Source organism: Micromonospora sp. NPDC004540, from assembly GCF_040610095.1.
GTDB lineage: Bacteria > Actinomycetota > Actinomycetes > Mycobacteriales > Micromonosporaceae > Micromonospora.
The window spans coordinates 1-18,358 of sequence record NZ_JBEXLR010000014.1 but is presented as its reverse complement, the minus strand read 5'-3'; the positions used below and the strand labels follow the sequence as shown (position 1 = coordinate 18,358).

The 18,358-nt window shown below is 73.3% G+C and carries 17 protein-coding genes and 1 pseudogene; 4 read left to right on the top strand and 14 right to left on the bottom strand.

Annotation, left to right across the window (positions count from 1 at the left end; all coding sequences use genetic code 11):
* The 3 genes from ABZV78_RS07345 to ABZV78_RS07335 all read right to left on the bottom strand — a co-directional run bounded on the left by ABZV78_RS07345 (window position 1) and on the right by ABZV78_RS07335 (window position 1,952).
* Window positions 1-762: a hypothetical protein gene (locus ABZV78_RS07345; protein ID WP_355636200.1), complete on the bottom strand. Its 762-nt coding sequence runs from the start codon at window positions 760-762 to the stop codon at window positions 1-3.
* Window positions 763-879: 117 nt separating this feature from the next.
* Window positions 880-1,443, bottom strand: a complete 564-nt coding sequence (locus tag ABZV78_RS07340; RefSeq protein WP_355636198.1) for a peptide deformylase — start codon at window positions 1,441-1,443, stop codon at window positions 880-882.
* Window positions 1,440-1,952, bottom strand: a complete 513-nt coding sequence (locus tag ABZV78_RS07335) for an ACT domain-containing protein (RefSeq protein ID WP_355636196.1) — start codon at window positions 1,950-1,952, stop codon at window positions 1,440-1,442. Before ABZV78_RS07335 ends, ABZV78_RS07340 begins: the two co-directional genes overlap by 4 nt.
* Before the next feature lie 96 nt (window positions 1,953-2,048).
* Between ABZV78_RS07335 and ABZV78_RS07330 the strand changes: the two genes are divergently transcribed.
* Window positions 2,049-2,954 carry an A/G-specific adenine glycosylase gene (locus ABZV78_RS07330; RefSeq protein ID WP_355636194.1) on the top strand — a complete coding sequence of 302 codons (906 nt, stop codon included), beginning with the start codon at window positions 2,049-2,051 and terminating at the stop codon, window positions 2,952-2,954.
* A gap of 90 nt (window positions 2,955-3,044) precedes the next feature.
* On the opposite strand, the gene ABZV78_RS07325 is transcribed toward ABZV78_RS07330, so the two are convergent.
* The 3 genes from ABZV78_RS07325 to lysS form a co-directional block, all read right to left on the bottom strand.
* Window positions 3,045-5,582: an ATP-dependent Clp protease ATP-binding subunit gene (locus ABZV78_RS07325; RefSeq protein WP_355636192.1), complete on the bottom strand. Its 2,538-nt coding sequence runs from the start codon at window positions 5,580-5,582 to the stop codon at window positions 3,045-3,047.
* 483 nt (window positions 5,583-6,065) lie between these two features.
* Window positions 6,066-6,416: an Lsr2 family protein gene (locus ABZV78_RS07320; protein ID WP_091267630.1), complete on the bottom strand. Its 351-nt coding sequence runs from the start codon at window positions 6,414-6,416 to the stop codon at window positions 6,066-6,068.
* Between the two features lie 112 nt (window positions 6,417-6,528).
* Window positions 6,529-8,037, bottom strand: coding sequence for a lysine--tRNA ligase (gene lysS, locus ABZV78_RS07315; protein ID WP_355636190.1), 1,509 nt, complete (start codon window positions 8,035-8,037; stop codon window positions 6,529-6,531).
* 91 nt (window positions 8,038-8,128) lie between these two features.
* Between lysS and ABZV78_RS07310 the strand changes: the two genes are divergently transcribed.
* Window positions 8,129-8,869, top strand: a complete 741-nt coding sequence (locus ABZV78_RS07310; RefSeq protein WP_355636188.1) for a class I SAM-dependent methyltransferase — start codon at window positions 8,129-8,131, stop codon at window positions 8,867-8,869.
* A gap of 87 nt (window positions 8,870-8,956) precedes the next feature.
* On the top strand, window positions 8,957-9,697 hold the full coding sequence (locus tag ABZV78_RS07305; RefSeq protein WP_355636186.1) for a class I SAM-dependent methyltransferase: 741 nt from the start codon (window positions 8,957-8,959) through the stop codon (window positions 9,695-9,697).
* A 3-nt stretch (window positions 9,698-9,700) separates the two neighbouring features.
* Here ABZV78_RS07305 and ABZV78_RS07300 read toward each other — a convergent pair whose 3' ends face one another.
* The 8 genes from ABZV78_RS07300 to ABZV78_RS07265 form a co-directional block, all read right to left on the bottom strand.
* On the bottom strand, window positions 9,701-10,459 hold the full coding sequence (locus tag ABZV78_RS07300; RefSeq protein WP_355636185.1) for a type III pantothenate kinase: 759 nt from the start codon (window positions 10,457-10,459) through the stop codon (window positions 9,701-9,703).
* A gap of 94 nt (window positions 10,460-10,553) precedes the next feature.
* Window positions 10,554-11,450, bottom strand: a complete 897-nt coding sequence (gene nadC / locus ABZV78_RS07295) for a carboxylating nicotinate-nucleotide diphosphorylase (RefSeq protein ID WP_355636183.1) — start codon at window positions 11,448-11,450, stop codon at window positions 10,554-10,556.
* Between the two features lie 55 nt (window positions 11,451-11,505).
* Window positions 11,506-13,194 (bottom strand): L-aspartate oxidase, encoded by a 1,689-nt coding sequence (locus tag ABZV78_RS07290; RefSeq protein ID WP_355636181.1) that lies wholly within the window; start codon window positions 13,192-13,194, stop codon window positions 11,506-11,508.
* A 61-nt stretch (window positions 13,195-13,255) separates the two neighbouring features.
* On the bottom strand, window positions 13,256-14,149 hold the full coding sequence (locus ABZV78_RS07285) for a septum formation family protein (RefSeq protein ID WP_355636179.1): 894 nt from the start codon (window positions 14,147-14,149) through the stop codon (window positions 13,256-13,258).
* 95 nt (window positions 14,150-14,244) lie between these two features.
* Window positions 14,245-14,673 carry an aspartate 1-decarboxylase gene (gene panD / locus ABZV78_RS07280; RefSeq protein ID WP_355636177.1) on the bottom strand — a complete coding sequence of 143 codons (429 nt, stop codon included), beginning with the start codon at window positions 14,671-14,673 and terminating at the stop codon, window positions 14,245-14,247.
* A gap of 32 nt (window positions 14,674-14,705) precedes the next feature.
* A complete protein-coding gene (gene panC, locus ABZV78_RS07275; protein WP_355636176.1) occupies window positions 14,706-15,554 on the bottom strand; it encodes a pantoate--beta-alanine ligase in 849 nt (282 codons plus the stop codon).
* Between the two features lie 56 nt (window positions 15,555-15,610).
* The gene (locus ABZV78_RS07270) at window positions 15,611-16,558 is read right to left on the bottom strand and encodes a Rossmann-like and DUF2520 domain-containing protein (protein ID WP_355636174.1); all 948 of its coding nucleotides are present in this window, start codon (window positions 16,556-16,558) and stop codon (window positions 15,611-15,613) included.
* A 145-nt stretch (window positions 16,559-16,703) separates the two neighbouring features.
* The gene (locus ABZV78_RS07265) at window positions 16,704-17,981 is read right to left on the bottom strand and encodes a phytase (RefSeq protein WP_355636172.1); all 1,278 of its coding nucleotides are present in this window, start codon (window positions 17,979-17,981) and stop codon (window positions 16,704-16,706) included.
* Between the two features lie 54 nt (window positions 17,982-18,035).
* On the opposite strand from ABZV78_RS07265, the pseudogene ABZV78_RS07260 reads away from it, so the two are divergent.
* Window positions 18,036-18,358, top strand: a pseudogene (locus tag ABZV78_RS07260) (hypothetical protein); the annotation flags it as partial.

Here is an 18,358-nt window from a genome sequence, read left to right as displayed (position 1 = left end):
TCAGCCGGTGATGGTCAGCTTCACCGGCTCGCTGAGCTTGGTGCCCACCCGGGCGAAGACCTGGTACGTGCCGATCGGGGCAAAGCTGCCGTTCGCCACCCCGTTGGCGCATCTGCTGTCCAGCTTGCCGTTCCAGCCCAGCTCGTAGGAGCGCTCGAAGTTCGGCGTGAACGACTGCACGTCCGAGCCCTTGCCGGTGCCGCAGGTGTCCGACGACCAGATGCGGTTCGCGCCGGCCTTGATGTAGAGCTCCTGGAGGTCGGCCCCGACGTCCCGGCTGCACGTACGCTCCGAGACGTTCTTGACCTTGAGGCGCAGGGTGACCACCGTGCCCCGCTGTGCGGTGGCGGGCAGCGCCACCGGCGTCACCTGGATCTCCGAGTCGGCGCAGGTGCCGTCGTCGACCACCGGGGCCGCCACGCCGCCGTCGTTCGTGCCGGTGCCGCCGCCCGTGTCGGTCCCCGTGCCGCCGCCGTTCGTGCCGCCGCCGTTCGTCCCGCCGCCGTCGCCCGTCCCGCTGCCGCTGCCCGAGTCGCCCCCGGTGGGCGACGGGCTGGCGGACTGCGGGGTCAGCAGCGAGCCGGTCGGCCCTGGGGCCGCCGTGTTGCTCGGGGACGCACCGCCGGTGGGCGCCCCGTTGTCGCGCTCGGGTCCGGTGCAGGAATAGAGCAGGACAATCAGGAGAAGCAGGCCAGCGCCGAGTACGACGGCTCGACGCCGCCAGTACACGGTGGGAGGCAGAGGGCCGACCGTCAGACGCATGATGCGTTCACCGTAACGGCGCGACGCCCGGCCCGCTGGCGCGACGCGCCGGTGACCCTCGCCCCGGCATCGCCATCGCTCCACAGTGGATCGTGTACGGCCCCGGGCGACGGCCGGTCAGAGGTAGACCTTGCGCTGGTAGACGGCGTGCGCCCCGGCCACCCGGTCGAGGAAGAGCAGGCCGGCGCAGTGGTCGATCTCGTGCTGGAGCGCCCGCGCCTCGAACCCGTCGGCCACCAGCCGCACCGGCTCGCCGCTGCCCGGCAGCACGCCCTCGACCACCAGGCGGCTGGCCCGTTTCACGTCACCGGTCAGGTCGGGCACCGACATGCAGCCCTCCCGCCCCGCCTTCCAGCGGCTCGCCTCCACCACGGTGGCGTTGCACAGCACGAACGCGCCGTGCACGGTGACCGCCTTCGCGTGCCCGGTCACGTCCACCGCGAACACCTGGGCGCTCACCCCGACCTGCGGTGCGGCCAGGCCCACGCAGCCCGGCGACACCCGCATGGTGGCGACCAGGTCGGCGGCGAGCTGGACCACCTCGGCCGAGGTCGGGTCGACCACCGCGCCGGGCCGGCTGAGCACCGGGTCCGGCGCGGCCACCACCGGGCGTACCTCCCCCACGAGGCCCAGCTTCTCCGGGGTCCAGCCGCCGAGGCCGGCGTACTCCTCCGCCGTCACAGCAGGTCCGTGTCCGCCGGGCGGAGGCTGACCCCCACGCCCAGCTCCGCGGCGGTACGGGCGAGGCGGCCGGCCACCTCGTCGGCGCTGCCCGGCGGCAACTCGACCTCGGCGACCACCACGTAGAGCGAACCGGTCAACCGGGTGCTCAGGTCGGTCACGTTGCCGCCCGCGTCGGCCAGCACCCGCGTCATCGCGGCCACGATGCCCATCCGGTCCGCACCGTGCACCGCCAGCACGTACGGCTCGCCGGCGGGCACGGTCTGCCCGTCGGGGGTGACCGCGCGGACGGTGGCCAGCAGCTGCCCCTCGGCGGCGAGCGGGGCCAGCGCGGCCTCGACGTCGGCGGCGGCCGGGCCCACGCAGATCAGGGTCATCGCGAAGTGTCCCCGCAACCGGGTCATCGTCGAGTCGGTGAGGTTCGCGCCGAGCCGCGCGAGGACCTCGGCGACGTCGGCCACGATGCCCGGCCGGTCCCGGCCGATGACGGTGATCGCGAGCTCGTTCATCCGGACATTCTGCCCGGTCGCCGCCGGCCGGCCGCGACGGCCCGCCCGCCCCGCCCAACCTGCGGGAAGGCCGCCCGTGACATCATCGGCGGCGCGATGTCTGAGCCCACCTTCGCCACCCTGGTCAGCCGGTGGTACGAGCGCAACGCCCGCGACCTGCCGTGGCGCGAACCGGGGATCGGCGCCTGGGCGATCCTGGTCAGCGAGGTGATGCTCCAGCAGACACCGGTGGTCCGGGTGCTGCCCGCCTGGCAGGCGTGGCTGGCCCGCTGGCCGACGCCGACCGCGGTCGCCGAGGACACCCCGGCCGAGGCGATCCGGATGTGGGGCCGGCTCGGCTACCCCCGCCGCGCCGTACGCCTGCGCGACTGCGCGGTGGCCATCGTGGAGCGGCACGGCGGCGAGGTGCCGGAGCGGCTCGACCACCTGCTCGCCCTGCCCGGGATCGGCACGTACACGGCCCGCGCGGTGGCGGCCTTCGCCTTCGGGCAGCGGCACCCCGTGGTGGACACCAACGTCCGCCGCGTGGTGTGCCGGGCGATCGCCGGCGAGCCCGACGCCGGGCCGGCCACCCGCCCCGCCGACCTGGTCGCCACCGAGGAGTTGCTGCCGGTCGAGCCCGCCGCGGCGGCGCTCGCCAGCGCGGCGTTCATGGAACTCGGGGCGGTGGTCTGCACCGCCCGCGCCCCGCGCTGCGCGGTGTGCCCGGTCGAGTCGACCTGCGCCTGGCGGGCCTCCGGCCAGCCGGCCCCCGCCGGCCCGACCCGCCGCCCCCAGCGCTACGCCGGCACCGACCGGCAGGTACGCGGCCTGCTCCTCGCGGTGCTCCGCGACGCCTCCGGCCCGGTGCCGCACCAGCGGCTGGACCAGGTCTGGCACGACGACGTGCAGCGGGCCCGGGCGCTGGCCGGGCTGGTCACCGACGGCCTGGTCGAGCCGGTCGGCGAGGAGTCCTTCCGGCTCGTCGGCGACGGCCCCCCGGTCCCGCTCCCCCGCCCCTGACCCAGCCGTCGGTCGGGCGCAGGAGAAAAAGGCGACGGCCCCGGTGGCTTTCGCCTACCGGGGCCGTCGCCCTCGATCAGTTGCCCGAACTTACGCGGCGTCGTCCGCGCCCGTGGCGGCGGTGCCGCCGAGGTCCGCCGGGACCGCGTCCGGCACGGCCACCGGCCGGTCGGCGCCCCGGAAGACGAGCTTGGACTTGTCGATGTTGCTCGGGTCGCCCTCGCAGTCCACCACCACGATCTGACCCGGGGTCAGCTCGTTGAAGAGGATCCGCTCGGACAGGTTGTCCTCGATGTCGCGCTGGATCGTGCGACGCAGCGGCCGCGCGCCCAGCACCGGGTCGAAGCCCTTCTTCGCCAGGTACTTCTTGGCGTTGTCGGTCAGCTCCAGGCCCATGTCCTTGTTCCTCAGCTGCGTCTCGATCCGCGCGATCATGATGTCCACGATCGAGAGGATCTCGTTCTCACGCAGCTGGTGGAAGACGATGGTGTCGTCGATCCGGTTCAGGAACTCGGGCCGGAAGTGCTGCTTGAGCTCGTCGTTGACCTTCTGCTTCATCCGGTCGTAGTTGGACTCGGAGTCCTCAGAGGCCTGGAAGCCCAGCGACACCGCCTTGGCGACGTCCCGCGTGCCGAGGTTGGTGGTCAGGATGATGACCGTGTTCTTGAAGTCCACGATCCGACCCTGGCCGTCGGTGAGCCGCCCGTCCTCCAGGATCTGGAGGAGCGTGTTGAACACGTCCGGGTGGGCCTTCTCGATCTCGTCGAAGAGGACCACCGAGAACGGCCGACGACGCACCTTCTCGGTCAGCTGCCCGCCCTCGTCGTAGCCGACGTAGCCGGGAGGGGCACCCACCAGCCGGGACACCGTGTACCGGTCGTGGAACTCGGACATGTCCAGCTGGATGAGGGCGTCCTCGCTGCCGAACAGGAACTCGGCGAGCGCCTTGGAGAGCTCGGTCTTACCAACACCGGACGGGCCGGCGAAGATGAACGAGCCGGACGGGCGCTTCGGGTCCTTCAGGCCGGCCCGGGTACGCCGGATCGCCTTCGAGACCGCCTTGACCGCGTCCTCCTGGCCGATGACGCGCTTGTGCAGCTCGTCCTCCATGCGCAGCAGGCGCGAGGTCTCCTCCTCGGTCAGCTTGTAGACCGGGATGCCGGTCCAGTTGCCGAGCACCTCGGCGATCTGCTCGTCGTCGACCTCGCTGACGACGTCCAGGTCACCGGCCTTCCACTCCTTCTCCCGCTGGGCCTTCTGCCCGAGGAGCTGCTTCTCCTTGTCACGGAGCTGCGCGGCCCGCTCGAAGTCCTGCGCGTCGATCGCGGACTCCTTGTCGCGGCGGACCTGGGCGATCCGCTCGTCGAAGTCACGCAGGTCTGGCGGCGCGGTCATCCGGCGGATGCGCATCCGGGCGCCGGCCTCGTCGATCAGGTCGATCGCCTTGTCCGGCAGGAAGCGGTCGGAGATGTAGCGGTCGGCCAGGGTGGCCGCCGCGACGAGAGCCGCGTCGGTGATCGACACGCGGTGGTGCGCCTCGTAGCGGTCCCGCAGGCCCTTGAGGATCTCGATGGTGTGGGCCAGCGAGGGCTCACCCACCTGGATCGGCTGGAAGCGGCGCTCGAGAGCGGCGTCCTTCTCCAGGTGCTTGCGGTATTCGTCGAGGGTGGTGGCGCCGATGGTCTGCAGCTCGCCGCGGGCCAGCATCGGCTTGAGGATGCTGGCGGCGTCGATCGCGCCCTCGGCGGCACCCGCACCCACCAGGGTGTGGATCTCGTCGATGAACAGGATGATGTCGCCGCGGGTGCGGATCTCCTTGAGCACCTTCTTGAGGCGCTCCTCGAAGTCACCGCGGTAGCGGGAACCGGCGACCAGGGCACCGAGGTCGAGGGTGTAGAGCTGCTTGTCCTTCAGCGTCTCGGGCACCTCGCCCTTGATGATCTTCTGGGACAGCCCCTCCACCACGGCGGTCTTGCCGACGCCGGGCTCACCGATCAGGACCGGGTTGTTCTTGGTCCGGCGGGAGAGCACCTGCATGACCCGCTCGATTTCCTTCTCGCGCCCGATGACCGGGTCGAGCTTGCCCTCGCGGGCGGCCTGGGTCAGGTTCCGGCCGAACTGGTCCAGCACGAGGCTGGTCGACGGCGCGGCCTCGCCCGGCGCGGCACCCGCCGCGGCCGGCTCCTTGCCCTGGTAGCCGGAGAGCAGCTGGATCACCTGCTGGCGGACCCGGTTGAGGTCGGCGCCGAGCTTGACCAGCACCTGGGCGGCGACGCCCTCGCCCTCACGGATCAGGCCGAGCAGGATGTGCTCCGTGCCGATGTAGTTGTGGCCGAGCTGCAGCGCCTCGCGCAGCGACAGCTCCAGCACCTTCTTGGCCCGCGGCGTGAACGGGATGTGCCCGCTCGGCGCCTGCTGGCCCTGGCCGATGATCTCTTCGACCTGCTGACGGACGCCCTCGAGGGAGATGCCGAGGCTCTCCAGGGCCTTTGCCGCGACACCCTCACCCTCGTGGATCAGGCCCAGCAGGATGTGCTCCGTACCGATGTAGTTGTGGTTGAGCATCCGGGCCTCTTCCTGGGCCAGGACGACAACCCGTCGCGCTCGGTCGGTGAACCGCTCGAACATGCCCTCGTGCTCCTCACGTGCCGTGCGCCTTGATGGTCAGATCTCGGCGGGGCCGGTGCGCGGACGTCCGGGACGGGCGTCCGTGCCTCCTTACTCTATCGCCGCGGACCGACTCCGCTGAGGTCGTGTGTCCCCGCGAATGGCCGTTCACGCGTCGTTTCTGACAACCGTCCGCGCTCAGGAGGTGTTCCGGTACCCCTGCCTGTACGCGCAGAGCGAAATTCGACCGCCGGTGGAAAAGCCCGGTCGAGGGGCCGGGGCGGGGGCGTGGGTGCCCGGCCGCGGTCGTCCACAACCTGTGGACAGGATCTCCACCGCCTGTGGACAACTGCCTCCGGGGCCGGTTTCTTCCCGGGTCCGGCGAGACCCCGCGGCGCACCCGCGCGGACCGGACAGACGGCGCAGCCGGGCGGAAACGGCGACGCCGGCCCGGAGTGGCACTCCGGTCCGGCGTCGTGTCGCCCGCTGCGGGGGTCGTCGGGGTCAGTGCCCCGCCTTCGCGTGGTACTCGTCCACGATCTCCTGCGGGATGCGCCCCCGGTCGGAGATGTCCTTGCCGGCCTTCTTGGCCCAGGCCCGGATCGCCTTGTTCTGCTCGCGGTCGGCGGTCGCTCCGCCGCGACCCCGCGCGGCCCGGCCACCCACGACCACCCCGCCGCGGCCGACCTTCGTCCCGTGCGCGATGTACTGCGCGAATACGTCACGCAATTTTTCAGCGTTGGAAGCCGAGAGGTCGATCTCGTACTGCACGCCGTCGAGCGCGAACTTGACGGTCTCGTCAGCGTCCCCGCCGTCCAGGTCATCGACCAGCTTGTGAATGATCTGCTTGGCCACGTCCCACATTCCTTTCGAGCAGGGTTGTGCTCCTGCAATACAGGAGCACAATAACCCGCCCACTGCTCGCTCCGTCAATAGGATGCGGTAACGACCCGGAGAAGCTTCTGTGCTACTCAGGCCGGACCAACGGGAACAGGATGGTTTCCCGAATTCCGAGGCCGGTCAGCGCCATCAAGAGCCGGTCGATTCCCATTCCCATACCACCGGCCGGCGGCATTCCGTACTCCATCGCCCGGAGAAAGTCCTCGTCGAGTCGCATGGCCTCGTCGTCGCCGCGGGCCGCGAGCTGCGCCTGGGCCACCAGGCGCTCCCGCTGCACCACCGGGTCGACCAGCTCGGAGTACGCGGTGCCGAGCTCGAAACCGAGCACGTAGAGGTCCCACTTCTCGGCCAGGCCCGGCTCGCTGCGGTGGGCCCGGGTCAGCGGGCTGGTGTCCTCCGGGTAGTCGCGGACGAAGGTGGGCGCCTGGAGCGACGGGACCACCAACTCCTCGAACAACTCCTCGGCCAGCTTGCCCGGGAGCCACTTCGGGTCGACGGAGAGGCCGATCTTGTCCGCGTACTCGACCAGGCGTGACCTTTCGGTGCGGACGGTGACCTCCTCACCGAGCGCTTCGGAAAGAACACCGAACAGCGACACGGAGCGCCACTCGCCGCCCAGATCGAACTCGCGGCCGTCGGCGTGGGTGACCACCGTCGAGCCGGCGACCGCCAGGGCGGCCTGCTGCACGAGATTTCGGGTCAGCTCCGCCATGGTGTTGTAGTCGCCGTACGCCTGGTAGGTCTCGAGCATCGCGAACTCCGGCGAGTGCGAGGAGTCGATGCCCTCATTACGGAAGTTGCGGTTGATCTCGAAGACCCGGTCGACGCCACCGACGACCGCGCGCTTGAGAAACAGTTCCGGCGCGATTCGCAGATACAGATCGGTGTTCAGCGCATTGCTGTGGGTCACGAATGGGCGGGCCGCCGCGCCGCCGTGCAGCAACTGGAGCATCGGGGTCTCGACCTCGATGAAGTCCTGCGCGTGCAGGGTGTCCCGGAGGCTGCGCACGGCGGTGGCCCGGGTGCGGACCATCTGCCGGGCCTGCGGGCGGACCACCAGGTCCACGTAGCGCTGGCGGACCCGGGCCTCCTCGCTCAGCGGCTTGTGCGCCACCGGCAGGGGGCGCAGCGCCTTGGCCGTGACGGCCCACTCCTCGGCCAGCACCGAGAGCTCGCCGCGCCGGCTGGTGATCACCTCACCGGTCACCCCGACGTGGTCGCCCAGGTCGACCAGGCGCTTCCAGTCGTCCAGCCGCTCCGCGCCGACCCGGTCCAGGGAGAGCATCGCCTGGAGTTCGGTGCCGTCGCCGTCCCGCAGGGTGGCGAAGCAGAGCTTGCCGGTGTTGCGCACGAAGATCACCCGGCCGGTGACCGAGACCCGGTCGCCGGTGGCCGTGTCGGTGGGCAGCTCGGCGTACCGCTCGCGGATCTTCGCCAGGGTGCTGGTCCGCGGGAAGCCGACCGGGTACGGCTCGACGCCCTCGGCGAGCATCCGGTCCCGCTTCTCCCGGCGGACCTTCATCTGCTCCGGAAGGTCGTCGGCGGGGTCTACTGGCAGGGCGTTCTGCTCGGTCACGGCACGCTTCCTCAGACGGAGAATTCGGGCGGGGTCAGGCCCCGAGCGTACTCAAGGGGCTGCCGGGCCGTTACGGGATAACCTGCCCGCCATGACCGACCCCACTGAGGCCCTCTCGTTCGGCGCCGCCGCCGCCGACTACGACCGCTACCGGCCCCGCTATCCGGAGGCCGCGTTGCGGTGGGCGCTCGACGACCTCACCCCGCCGGCCCGGACCGTCGACCTTGGGGCCGGCACCGGGATCGTCGCCCGCGGTTTGCTGGCCCTCGGACACGAGGTGACCGCCGTCGAACCCGACCCGGAGATGCGCGCCCAGTTCGACGCCGCCACGCCGGGCGTCGCCGCCCGCGCCGGCAGCGCCGAGTCCGTCCCACTTCCCGACGGGTACGCGGACGCGGTGCTGGTCGGCCAGGCGTACCACTGGTTCGACCGGGAGCGGGCGCACCCGGAGATCGCCCGGGTGCTGCGGGCCGGCGGGATCTTCGCGGCGGTGTGGAACCTCCGCGACGACCGGGTCGGCTGGGTGACCGAGCTGAACCGGATCGCCGAGATCGGCGACACCGTCGACCACCTGCGCGCGACCGTGACCGGCTTCGGTCCCCGGTTCGCGGCGCCCGAGTGGGCGGTGTTCGACCACGCCACCACCATGACCCCGGACGAGCTGCTCGGCATGGTGCGCACCCGCTCGCACTACCTGACCGCGGGGCCGGACCGGCGCCGCGAGGTCGACGCGGAGCTGCGCGACCTCCTCGCCACCCACCGCGACCTGGCCGGCCGGGACACCATCGACCTCCCCTACCGCACCCTGGTCGCCCGGGCGCGCCGCCACTGACCGACGCGATCGGCCGCCGCTCCCTGGCCGCCCCGGCGCGCGCCACCCGGCCCCCACGCGGCCGGCCGCCGCACTAGCCTCGCCCTCATGGCCGACGTCACCCAGGCACTCTCCTTCGGCGCCGCCGCCGCCGAGTACGACCGGTTCCGCCCCCGCTATCCCGAGGAGGCGCTGCGCTGGGCGCTGGACGGGCTCGCCGCCCCGGCCCGGGTGGTGGACCTCGGCGCGGGCACCGGCATCCTCACCCGCGGCGTGCTCGCGCTGGGCAACCAGGTCGTACCCGTGGAGCCGGATCCGGGAATGCGGGCGCAACTGGCGGCCGCCACCCCGGGCACGACGGCGCTGGCCGGCAGCGCCGAGGCGGTGCCGCTGCCGGACGGGTCGGCGGACGCGGTGCTGGTCGGGCAGGCCTACCACTGGTTCGATCGGGAGCCGGCGCACGCCGAGATCGCCCGGGTGCTGCGCCCGGGCGGGACGTTCGCCCCGATCTGGAACACCCGCGACGAGGGGGTGGACTGGGTGGCGGAGCTGAGCCGGGTCGCCCACCTCGGCGACAACGCCGGCGACGTCACGGAGAAGTACGCCGACTTCGGCCCCGCCTTCACGCCGGTCGAGCTGGGCGAGTTCACTCACACCGCCACGCTCACCCCCGACGAGGTGGTCGCCATGCTGCACACCCGGTCCTACTGGCTGACCGCCACGCCGGCCGAGCGGGAGCGGGTCGACCGGGAGCTGCGGGACCTCTTCGCCACCCATCCCGACCTGGCCGGCCGGGCGACGGTCGAGCTGCCCTACCGCACCCTGGTGCTGCGTTCCCGGCGGCGCTGAGGCTCAGATGTTGCGCTCGTAGACCATCCGCAGGCCGATCAAGGTGATCATCGGCTCGTGGTGGGTGATGGTGCGGCACTCGCTGAGCACCAGCGAGGCCAGGCCGCCGGTGGCGATCACCGCCTTCACCTCGCCCAGCTCCTCGGTCATCCGCTCGACGATCCGGTCCACCTGGCCGGCGAAGCCGAAGTAGAGGCCGGCCTGGAGGCACTCGACGGTGTTCTTGCCGATCACCGAGCGGGGCCGGGTGGCCTCCACCTTGCGCAGCTGGGCGGCGCGGGCCGCGAGCGCGTCGAAGGAGATCTCGATGCCCGGCGCGAACGCGCCGCCGAGGAACTCGCCCCGCCCGCTGATCACGTCGAAGTTGGTGGTGGTGCCGAAGTCGACCACGATCGACGGCCCGCCGTAGAGGGTGTACGCGGCCAGGGTGTTGACCACCCGGTCCGCGCCGACCTCCTTGGGGTTGTCGATGGCGAGCTGCACGCCGGTGCGCACCCCGGGCTCGACGATCACGCTGGGCAGGTCGGCGTAGTAGCGGGCCAGCATGGTGCGCAGCGAGCGCAGCGCCGCCGGCACGGTCGAGCAGGCGGCCACCCCGGTGATCTCCACGGCGTCACCGGCGAGCAGGCCCCGGAACATCAGACCCAGCTCGTCCGCGGTGGACCGGGCATCGGTCTTGATCCGCCAGTTGTGCACCAGCTTGTCGCCGTCGAAGGTCGCCAGCACGGTGTTGGTGTTCCCGATGTCGATGCAGAGCAGCACAGCGGCAGCCTAGACGGCGCTCGCGCCGGCGGTGAAGCGCGAGGAGTGAGCCGGGGTTGCGAGCCCCGCAGTCGCGAACGAAGACCAGCTCATGTCATTCCTCGCGCAGATCCAGGGCGATGTCCAGGATCGGCGAGGAGTGGGTCAGCGCGCCGACGGAGATGAAGTCGACGCCGGTCGCCCCGTACTCGGCGGCCACCGGCAGGGTGAGCCCGCCGGTCGCCTCCAGCTCCGCCCGGTCGCCCACCGCGGCGACCACCTCGCGCAGCTGCGCCGGAGTCATGTTGTCCAGCAGCAGGAAGTCGGCGCCGGCCTCGACCGCCTCCACCGCCTCGGCCAGGGTGTCCACCTCGACCTGCACCGGCACGTCCGGGAACGCCTCCCGGACCCGGCGGAAGGCGGCCCCGATCCCGCCCGCGGCGAGCTTGTGGTTGTCCTTGATCATGGCGACGTCGTGCAGGCCCATCCGCTTGTTGGTGCCGCCGCCGGCGCGGACCGCGTACTTCTCCAGGGTCCGCAGGCCGGGGGTGGTCTTGCGGGTGTCGAGCACCATCGCCTTGGTACCGGTCAGCGCGTCGGCCCAGGCCCGGGTGTGGGTGGCCACCCCGGACATCCGGGAGAGCAGGTTGAGCGCCGTCCGCTCGGCGGTGAGCAGCAGCCGGGTCGGGCCGGTCACCGTGGCCAGCACGTCGCCGCGCGCCACCCGCTGCCCGTCGTGGGCCACCAGCGACACCTCGACGGTACGGTCCGAGCCGGTCACCTCGCCCACCAGCTCGAACACGGCCGCGGCCACCGGCAGCCCGGCCACCACGCCGTCGGCGCGGGTGACCAGGTCGGCGGTGTCGTTCTGCGCGTCCGGGACGGTGGCGAGGCTCGTCACGTCGAGGAAGTTCGCCCCCAGATCCTCGGTGAGCGCGTCGACGATCACCCGCCGGACCCGCTCCGGGTCCAGGCCACCGGCCCGCAGCGCCCGCTCCGTCGACTCCCTCACTGTGCCTCCTTCGTTCGCGACTGCGGGGCTCGCAGAACCGGCTCACTCCTCGCGCTCACCGTTGAGCCTCCCAGCGCTCGTCCACAAAGCCCTCCGCCCCGATCCCGGCCACGAGGTGGCCGCGCCACCGCTCGTCGGCCGTCGGGAAGTCCTCCCGCCAGTGGCAGCCCCGGGTCTCCCGGCGGGCGTACGCGGCGGCCACCAGGGTCGACGCCACGGTGATCAGGTTCGTCGCCTCCCAGTCGGCGGTGCGCGGCACGCCCCGGGCCTGGCCCAGCTCGGTGAGGGTGGCGGCGGTGTCGGCGAGGGTCGGCGCCGACCGGAGCACCCCCGCGCCCCGGGTCATCGCCCGCTGCAGGGTGGACGAGGCGCCCGCCGGCACCAGCCAGCCCTGGCCGCCCACCCAGGCGCCGGTCTCCGCCGGCTTCGCCTGCTCGGGCAGCCCGGCGGCGATGTCCTCGGCGATCCGGCGGGAGAACACCAGCCCCTCCAGCAGCGAGTTGCTGGCCAGCCGGTTGGCGCCGTGCACGCCGGTGCAGGCGACCTCGCCGCACGCGTACAGGCCGGGGATGGAGGTGCGGCCGCGCAGGTCGGTCCGGACGCCGCCGGAGGCGTAGTGGGCGGCCGGGGCGACCGGGATCAGGTCGGCGGCCGGGTCCACGCCGATGGCCAGGCAGGAGGCCACGATGGTCGGGAAGCGCCGGGCCAGGAAGTCGCCGCCGAGGTGGCGGGCGTCCAGATAGACGTGGTCCGCGCCGGTGGCCAGCAGCACCCGGTGGATCCCCTTGGCCACCACGTCGCGGGGCGCCAGCTCGGCCAGCTCGTGCTGGCCCACCATGAACCGCTTGCCGTCGCCGTCGACCAGGTGGGCGCCCTCGCCGCGCAGCGCCTCGGAGACCAGCGGCTGCTGGGCGAGTCCGGCGCCCGGCTCACCGGCCGGCACGATCAGCGCGGTCGGGTGGAACTGGACGAACTCCAGGTCGGTGACCGCCGCGCCGGCCCGCAGCGCGAGCGCCACGCCGTCGCCGGTGGAGACCGCCGGGTTGGTGGTGGCCGCGAAGACCTGGCCCATCCCGCCGGTGGCCAGCACCACGGCCCGGCCCAGGATGGCCCCGACGCCGTCCTCGCTGCCCTCACCGAGCACGTGCAGGGTGATCCCGCAGGCCGGGCCGAGCCCGTCCGGCCCGTCGCCGGGGGCGCGCAGCAGGTCCAGCACCAGGGCGTGCTCGACCAGCCGGATCCACGGGTCGCGGCGGACCGCGGCGTGCAGCGCCCGCTGCACCTCGGCCCCGGTGGCGTCGCCGCCGGCGTGCACGATCCGGTCGGCCCGGTGGCCGCCCTCCCGCGTGAGCATCAGCGAGCCGTCCGGGTTGCGGTCGAACTCCGCCCCGATCCGCATCAGCTCGCGCAGCCGGGTCGGGCCCTCCTCCACCAGCACCCGGACGGCCGCCGGGTCGCAGAGGCCGACGCCGGCCACCTCGGTGTCGTACGCGTGCGCGGCCGGGGTGTCCGCCGGGTCGAGCACCGCGGCGATGCCGCCCTGCGCCCAGCGGGTCGAGCCCTCGTCGATGTTGACCTTGGTGACCACGGTGACGTGCAGGCCGGCCTCGCGCAGGTGCAGCGCGGCGGTCAGCCCGGCGACCCCGGAGCCGACGACGATCACGTCGGTGGTCTCCACCCAGCCGGGGGCGGGCGCGGCCAGCAGCCTCGGCAGGGCCGGCAGGTCGACGGTCGGAAGGTCCATGAGCACAGTCAACCCGAAGCCCTCTCATCCCGGGCGGCGGGGGCGCGACGAGTGGTTTCGGCTACCTCGTCCGGACCGGCAGGCCGGCCGGGCCGGCCCCCTTGAGCGAGGCGGTCACCGTGCGGTCGCTGAGCCAGAGGTAGCAGCGCACGCCCCGGTCGCCGACCGCCCACCGGCCGGCGCCGGGTGGGCGGACCACCACGCCGCTGCGGAACCGCAGCGTCGGGTCGTCCGGCACGCCGGCGTACCTGGCCAGAGCCGTGTTGCAGCCGGTGTAGAGGGGCGCCCAGTCGGCGTCCTTCCTCGGGTACGGGCGGTCCGGCGCCGCCCACACCCCGACGAACTCGGCGTCGTGCGCGGCACGGCAGTCGACCGGGGTGAGGGTCTGCACCCGGCGGGCGTCCCGGCCGGTGCGCTGGCAGCCCAGTCGCAGGGGGGACGGCCCCTTGAGCGCGTCGCGCAGGCTGCCCGTCCGGGTCACCACGGTCGCCGCCGCCTCGACCGTGGTCAGCTCGGTCAGGTCGCAGCGGAACCAGCGGGAGCCGGCCGCCCAACCGGGACCGGTGGGCAGCGCCACGGCCAGCCGCAGCCGGCCGGCCCGCCAGTTGTCGCCGACGTAGCCACCGGCCCGGGTGTCGCACTCGGCGAAGGCGGTCCGCAGCTCGGCCGAGCCGAGCGCCGGCGGGGTGGCCCGCTCGACGGTGAACGCCCCGACGTGCACCGTCTCCACCCGGTGCGGCAGGTCGCAGCCGACCGGGTCGTAACCGGACAGGCCCACGGTCGGGGTGAAGTCGGCCACCTGGCAGATCCCGGCGGCCGGGGTGAACGCGCCGGCCGGCGGCAGGGCGCCCCAGTCGTCGGTGAGGTCGCCGTCCAGCCCGCCGGACGAGGCGCACCCGGCCAGTGCCACCCCCGCGATCAACACGGCGACGAGGCTGCGCATCGCACGGCCCATCGCGCCTCCCCAGCCCGACGACCGTCGATTCCGACGGTCCGACCAGGGTAGCCGGAAATGACCTTCCGGTGACAGACCGTACGTGCGGCCCCGGGTCAGTTGAGGGTGGCGGCCAGCGGGTTGGGGACGGGGTCGCCGGCGGTGCCGGGGGCGGCCGTGGTCGGGTCGGCGGTGAGGTCGACGACCTTGTTGTCGGCGTCGACGTGCACCACTCGGGGCTGGTAGGAGCGCGCCTCGGCGTCGTCCATCTGCCCATACGAGATGAGGATGACCAGGTCACCCGGGTGCACCAGGTGCGCCGCAGCGCCGTTGATGCCGATCACGCCGCTGCCCCGCCGCCCCGGGATCACGTACGTCTCCAGCCGGGCGCCGTTGGTGATGTCCACGATCGCGACCTGCTCGCCGGGGATGAGGTCGGCCGCGTCGAGCAGATCCTCGTCCACCGTCACCGAGCCGACGTAGTGCAGGTCCGCCTGGGTCACCGTGGCCCGGTGGATCTTCGACTTGAGCATGGTGCGGAGCATCGGGGTGCCTTTCGGAAAAGGAGGTGGTGGGGTCAGGAGCGCGGGGCGAGGTGGAGCGCCGTGTTGTCGATCAGGCGGGTGGCGCCGACCCAGGCGGCGACCAGCAGCCGCGCCGCGCCGGAGACCGGGCCGGGCTCCAGGTCGGCGTCGGTGAGCACCAGATAGTCGAGGCGGGCACCGGGCGTACCCGTGTCGAAGGCCCGGTGGCCGGCGGCCAGCACGGCGCCGCCGTCCCCGCCCCGCTCGGCGGCCTCGACGCCGGCCCGCAGCGCGGCGGAGAGGCTCAGCGCGGCCGCCCGCTCCTCCGCGGACAGGTAGCGGTTTCGGCTGGACAGGGCCAGTCCGTCCGGTTCGCGCACGGTCGGCACCCCGACGATCTCCGTCGGCACGTCCAGGTCGCGGACCATCCGCCGGACCAGGGTGAGCTGCTGGTAGTCCTTCTCGCCGAAGAAGGCCAGGTCGGGGCGGGTGAGCTGGAGCAGCTTCATGACCACGGTGAGCACGCCGTGGAAGAAGCCGGGGCGGCTCAGCCCCTCCAGGTCCTCGCCGAGCGGCCCCGGGTTCAGCCGCACCTTCGGCTGGCCCTCCGGGTATATGTCGGTCACCCCGGGAGCGAAGACCACGTCCGCGCCGGCCCGCCGGCAGATCTCCAGGTCGGCCTCCAGCGTGCGCGGGTAGCGGTCGAAGTCCTCGTTCGGCCCGAACTGGAGCGGGTTCACAAAGATCGTCACGAGCACGTGGTCGGCCCGCTCCCGGGCGGCCCGCAGCAGGGTCTCGTGCCCCGAGTGCAGCGCACCCATGGTCATCACCACGCCGACCGTGCCGGTCAGCGCGTCCCGCGCCGCCGCCAGCTCCTTGCGGGTGTGCACCAGCTCCGTCATCAGTGCCTCCTCAGTTCGGGACTGCGGGGCTCGCAAAACCGGCTCACTCCTCGCCCTCACGCCAACACCTGCATCCCGTTCAGCACGTCCAGCAGCGGCGCCGCGTCGGCCGGCCGCAGCCGGCCGGCCGCGATCGCGCGATCCGCCGTCCGTCGGGCCAACGCCAGGTAGGGGGGCACGGATTCCGGGGCGGTCGCCGCCAGCCGCTCCAGGTGGCGGCGTACGGTGCCCGCGTCGCCCCGGGAGACCGGGCCGGTGAGCGCGTCGTCGCCGAGCCGCAGCGCGTTCTCCAGCGCGGCCCGCAGCAGCGGGGCGAGCACCTTCTCGGGCCGGTCCACCCCGGCGTCGCGCAGCCGGTCGGCCGCCTCGTTCACCAGGGTCACCAGGTGGTTCGCCCCGTGCGCGAGCGCCGCGTGGTAGAGCGGCCGGTCGCCCTCCGCCACCCACTCGGGCACGCCGCCCAGGTCGGCCACCAGCCGGGCGGCGAAGGCGCGCAGCTCGGCCGGGGCGGTCACCCCGTAGGAGATGCCGGCGAGGCGGGTCAGGTCGTCCGGCGTACCGGTGAAGGTCATCGCCGGGTGCAGCGCGAGCGGCCGGGCGCCGGCCTCGGCGGCCGGGGCCAGGACGGCCAACCCGTGCGCGCCGGAGGTGTGCGCGACCACCTGGCCGGGGCGCAGCGCGCCGGCGCCGGCCAGGCCGGCCACCACGCCGGCGAGCGCGTCGTCGGGGACCGCCACGATCAGCAGGTCGGTGGCGGCGCGCGCCACGGCGGCCGCGGCGCGGGTCGGGGTCTCCGGCAGTAGCAGCGCCATCCGGGCCCGGGTCGCGCCGGAGGCGCCGGCGGCGGCGACCACCCGGTGGCCGGCGGCGGCGAGGGCCGCGCCGAGCACGGCGCCGACCCGGCCGGCGCCGATCACGCCGACCGTGAGGGTGCGCGGGAAGACGAGCGGGGCGTCGGCGGCCCGGTGCGGGGCGGCCGGACGCGAACGCAGCGGTGCGCTCATGGCAATCGATCCAGTCCTCGAAGGGGGTACCGGTCGATCGCAAGTATGCGCCGGGGTCACAGAGCTGAAACAAGCATGTGTGAAAACCTTCACCGGCGGCGCGAAGGGGCCGCTCCGGCGGCGCGGAGCGACCCCTTCTGCTACGTCAGCGCGGGGCGCGGAGGAAGCCCGCGTCCACGAACTTGAAGTCCGTGTCGGGGCGCGCCTCGCCGTCCCCGCCCGGCGTCTCCGGGGTGTTCCGGCCGTCGTGCACCACCAGCAGGCCGCCGGGGAAACCGGGCAGCGGGGTGGCCGTCACGGCCGCCCCGTCGCACTCCTGCGCGCCGTCGACCCGGCCGTCGACCACCGCGAACCGCCCGGTCGGCCGGTTGGTGCGCCGGTCGAAGGTGTAGAAGGTGTCGTCGCCCTGGCTGGAGACGATCAGGGTGCCGGTGAACCGGCCGGTCCGGTGGATGGTCAGCCCCTCGACGTCCTGGGCGATCCGGCCGCCGAAGCCGGGATCGGCGGAGTCGTCGGTGACGCAGTCGTCCTTCTCGGCGTCGAAGGCCGCCGGGACGCCGTACTCGCGGACCCGCTCGACCGACCGCGGGGCGCCGGCGAACCGGCCGCCGGCCAGCCGGGTCCGCCACAGGCCGACCTTCTCCTGGGCCAGGTAGACCACGCCGGTGCCCGGATCCACCACGGTCCCCTCGACCTGCGGGCCGTCGCCCGGGTCGGTGCACGGGGACCAGCCGGTCCCGTCCGGCAGGGTGAACGTCGACGGCAGCACCAGCCGATCCATCGGCCGGTAGCTGACCCGGCCGGCCCGCTCCACCAGCCGGAACACCCCCACCTCGGGGGTGCTGCGCCGGCTCACCACCGCGTACGCGGCACCGTCGGCGTCGACGAACGTGCCCAGCCCGTACGCGGTGCGCTGCGCGTTCACCTCGGCCTGGTCCCGGCTGAACGCGAACGGCACGTCCGGCGCGGTGACGTCGGTGAGCAGCCGGGTGCCCGGGTCGATCCGGTAGAAGCGCAGCTGATCGCGCCCCCGGTCGGTGACCACGGCCAGGTCGGCGGCCCGCCCGGCCAGCCGGAAGCCGGCCACCAGGTCCACGTTGTTGAACCGGCCGGGCTCGTCGTCGGGCCCGGGCGCGGGCGCCGTGGCGATCGCCTGCCGCTCGCGGGCCCGCAGGTCGTACACCCGCAGGCCGCCGTTCTTCGCGGTGGCGACGACCAGGCTGCCTGCCGGGTCGGACGGGTGCACCCAGATGGCCGGGTCGTCGGCGTCCGCGTCGCCACCGGCATCGTCGTCGAAGAGGGAGGCGGTCTCGGTCACCGCCCGGACCGGGCGCGGGGCGTCGTCCGCCGGCGCGGCCACCGCGGGCGCGGCGGCCAGCAGCAACGGTACGACGGCCAGCGCGGGGATTGCGGTTCGTCTCATGTCCGCTCACCGTAGGGTCGGCACGGTGACGCCCCCTGAACGAGGAATGAACTGATGGCGCTCCGCTGGCGCGACGCGATGTCGACGGCCCTCTACGGGCCGGACGGGTTCTTCGTCTCCGGCCCAGGGCCGGTCGCCCACTTCCGCACCAGCGTCCACGCGTCTCCCGTGTTCGCCTCCTGCCTGGCGCGGTTGGTCACCTCGCTTGATGCAGCTCTCGATCATCCCGCTCGGTTCGACATCGTGGATGTGGGTGCCGGTCGGGGGGAGCTGTTGCGGTCGTTGTCGCTCGCGGTGGGGGTTTCGGGGGAGCCCGCCCGCTCCGGGCGGTCAGGCTTGATGGTAGGCCTACACGCGGAATCCGAGCTTAACCAACA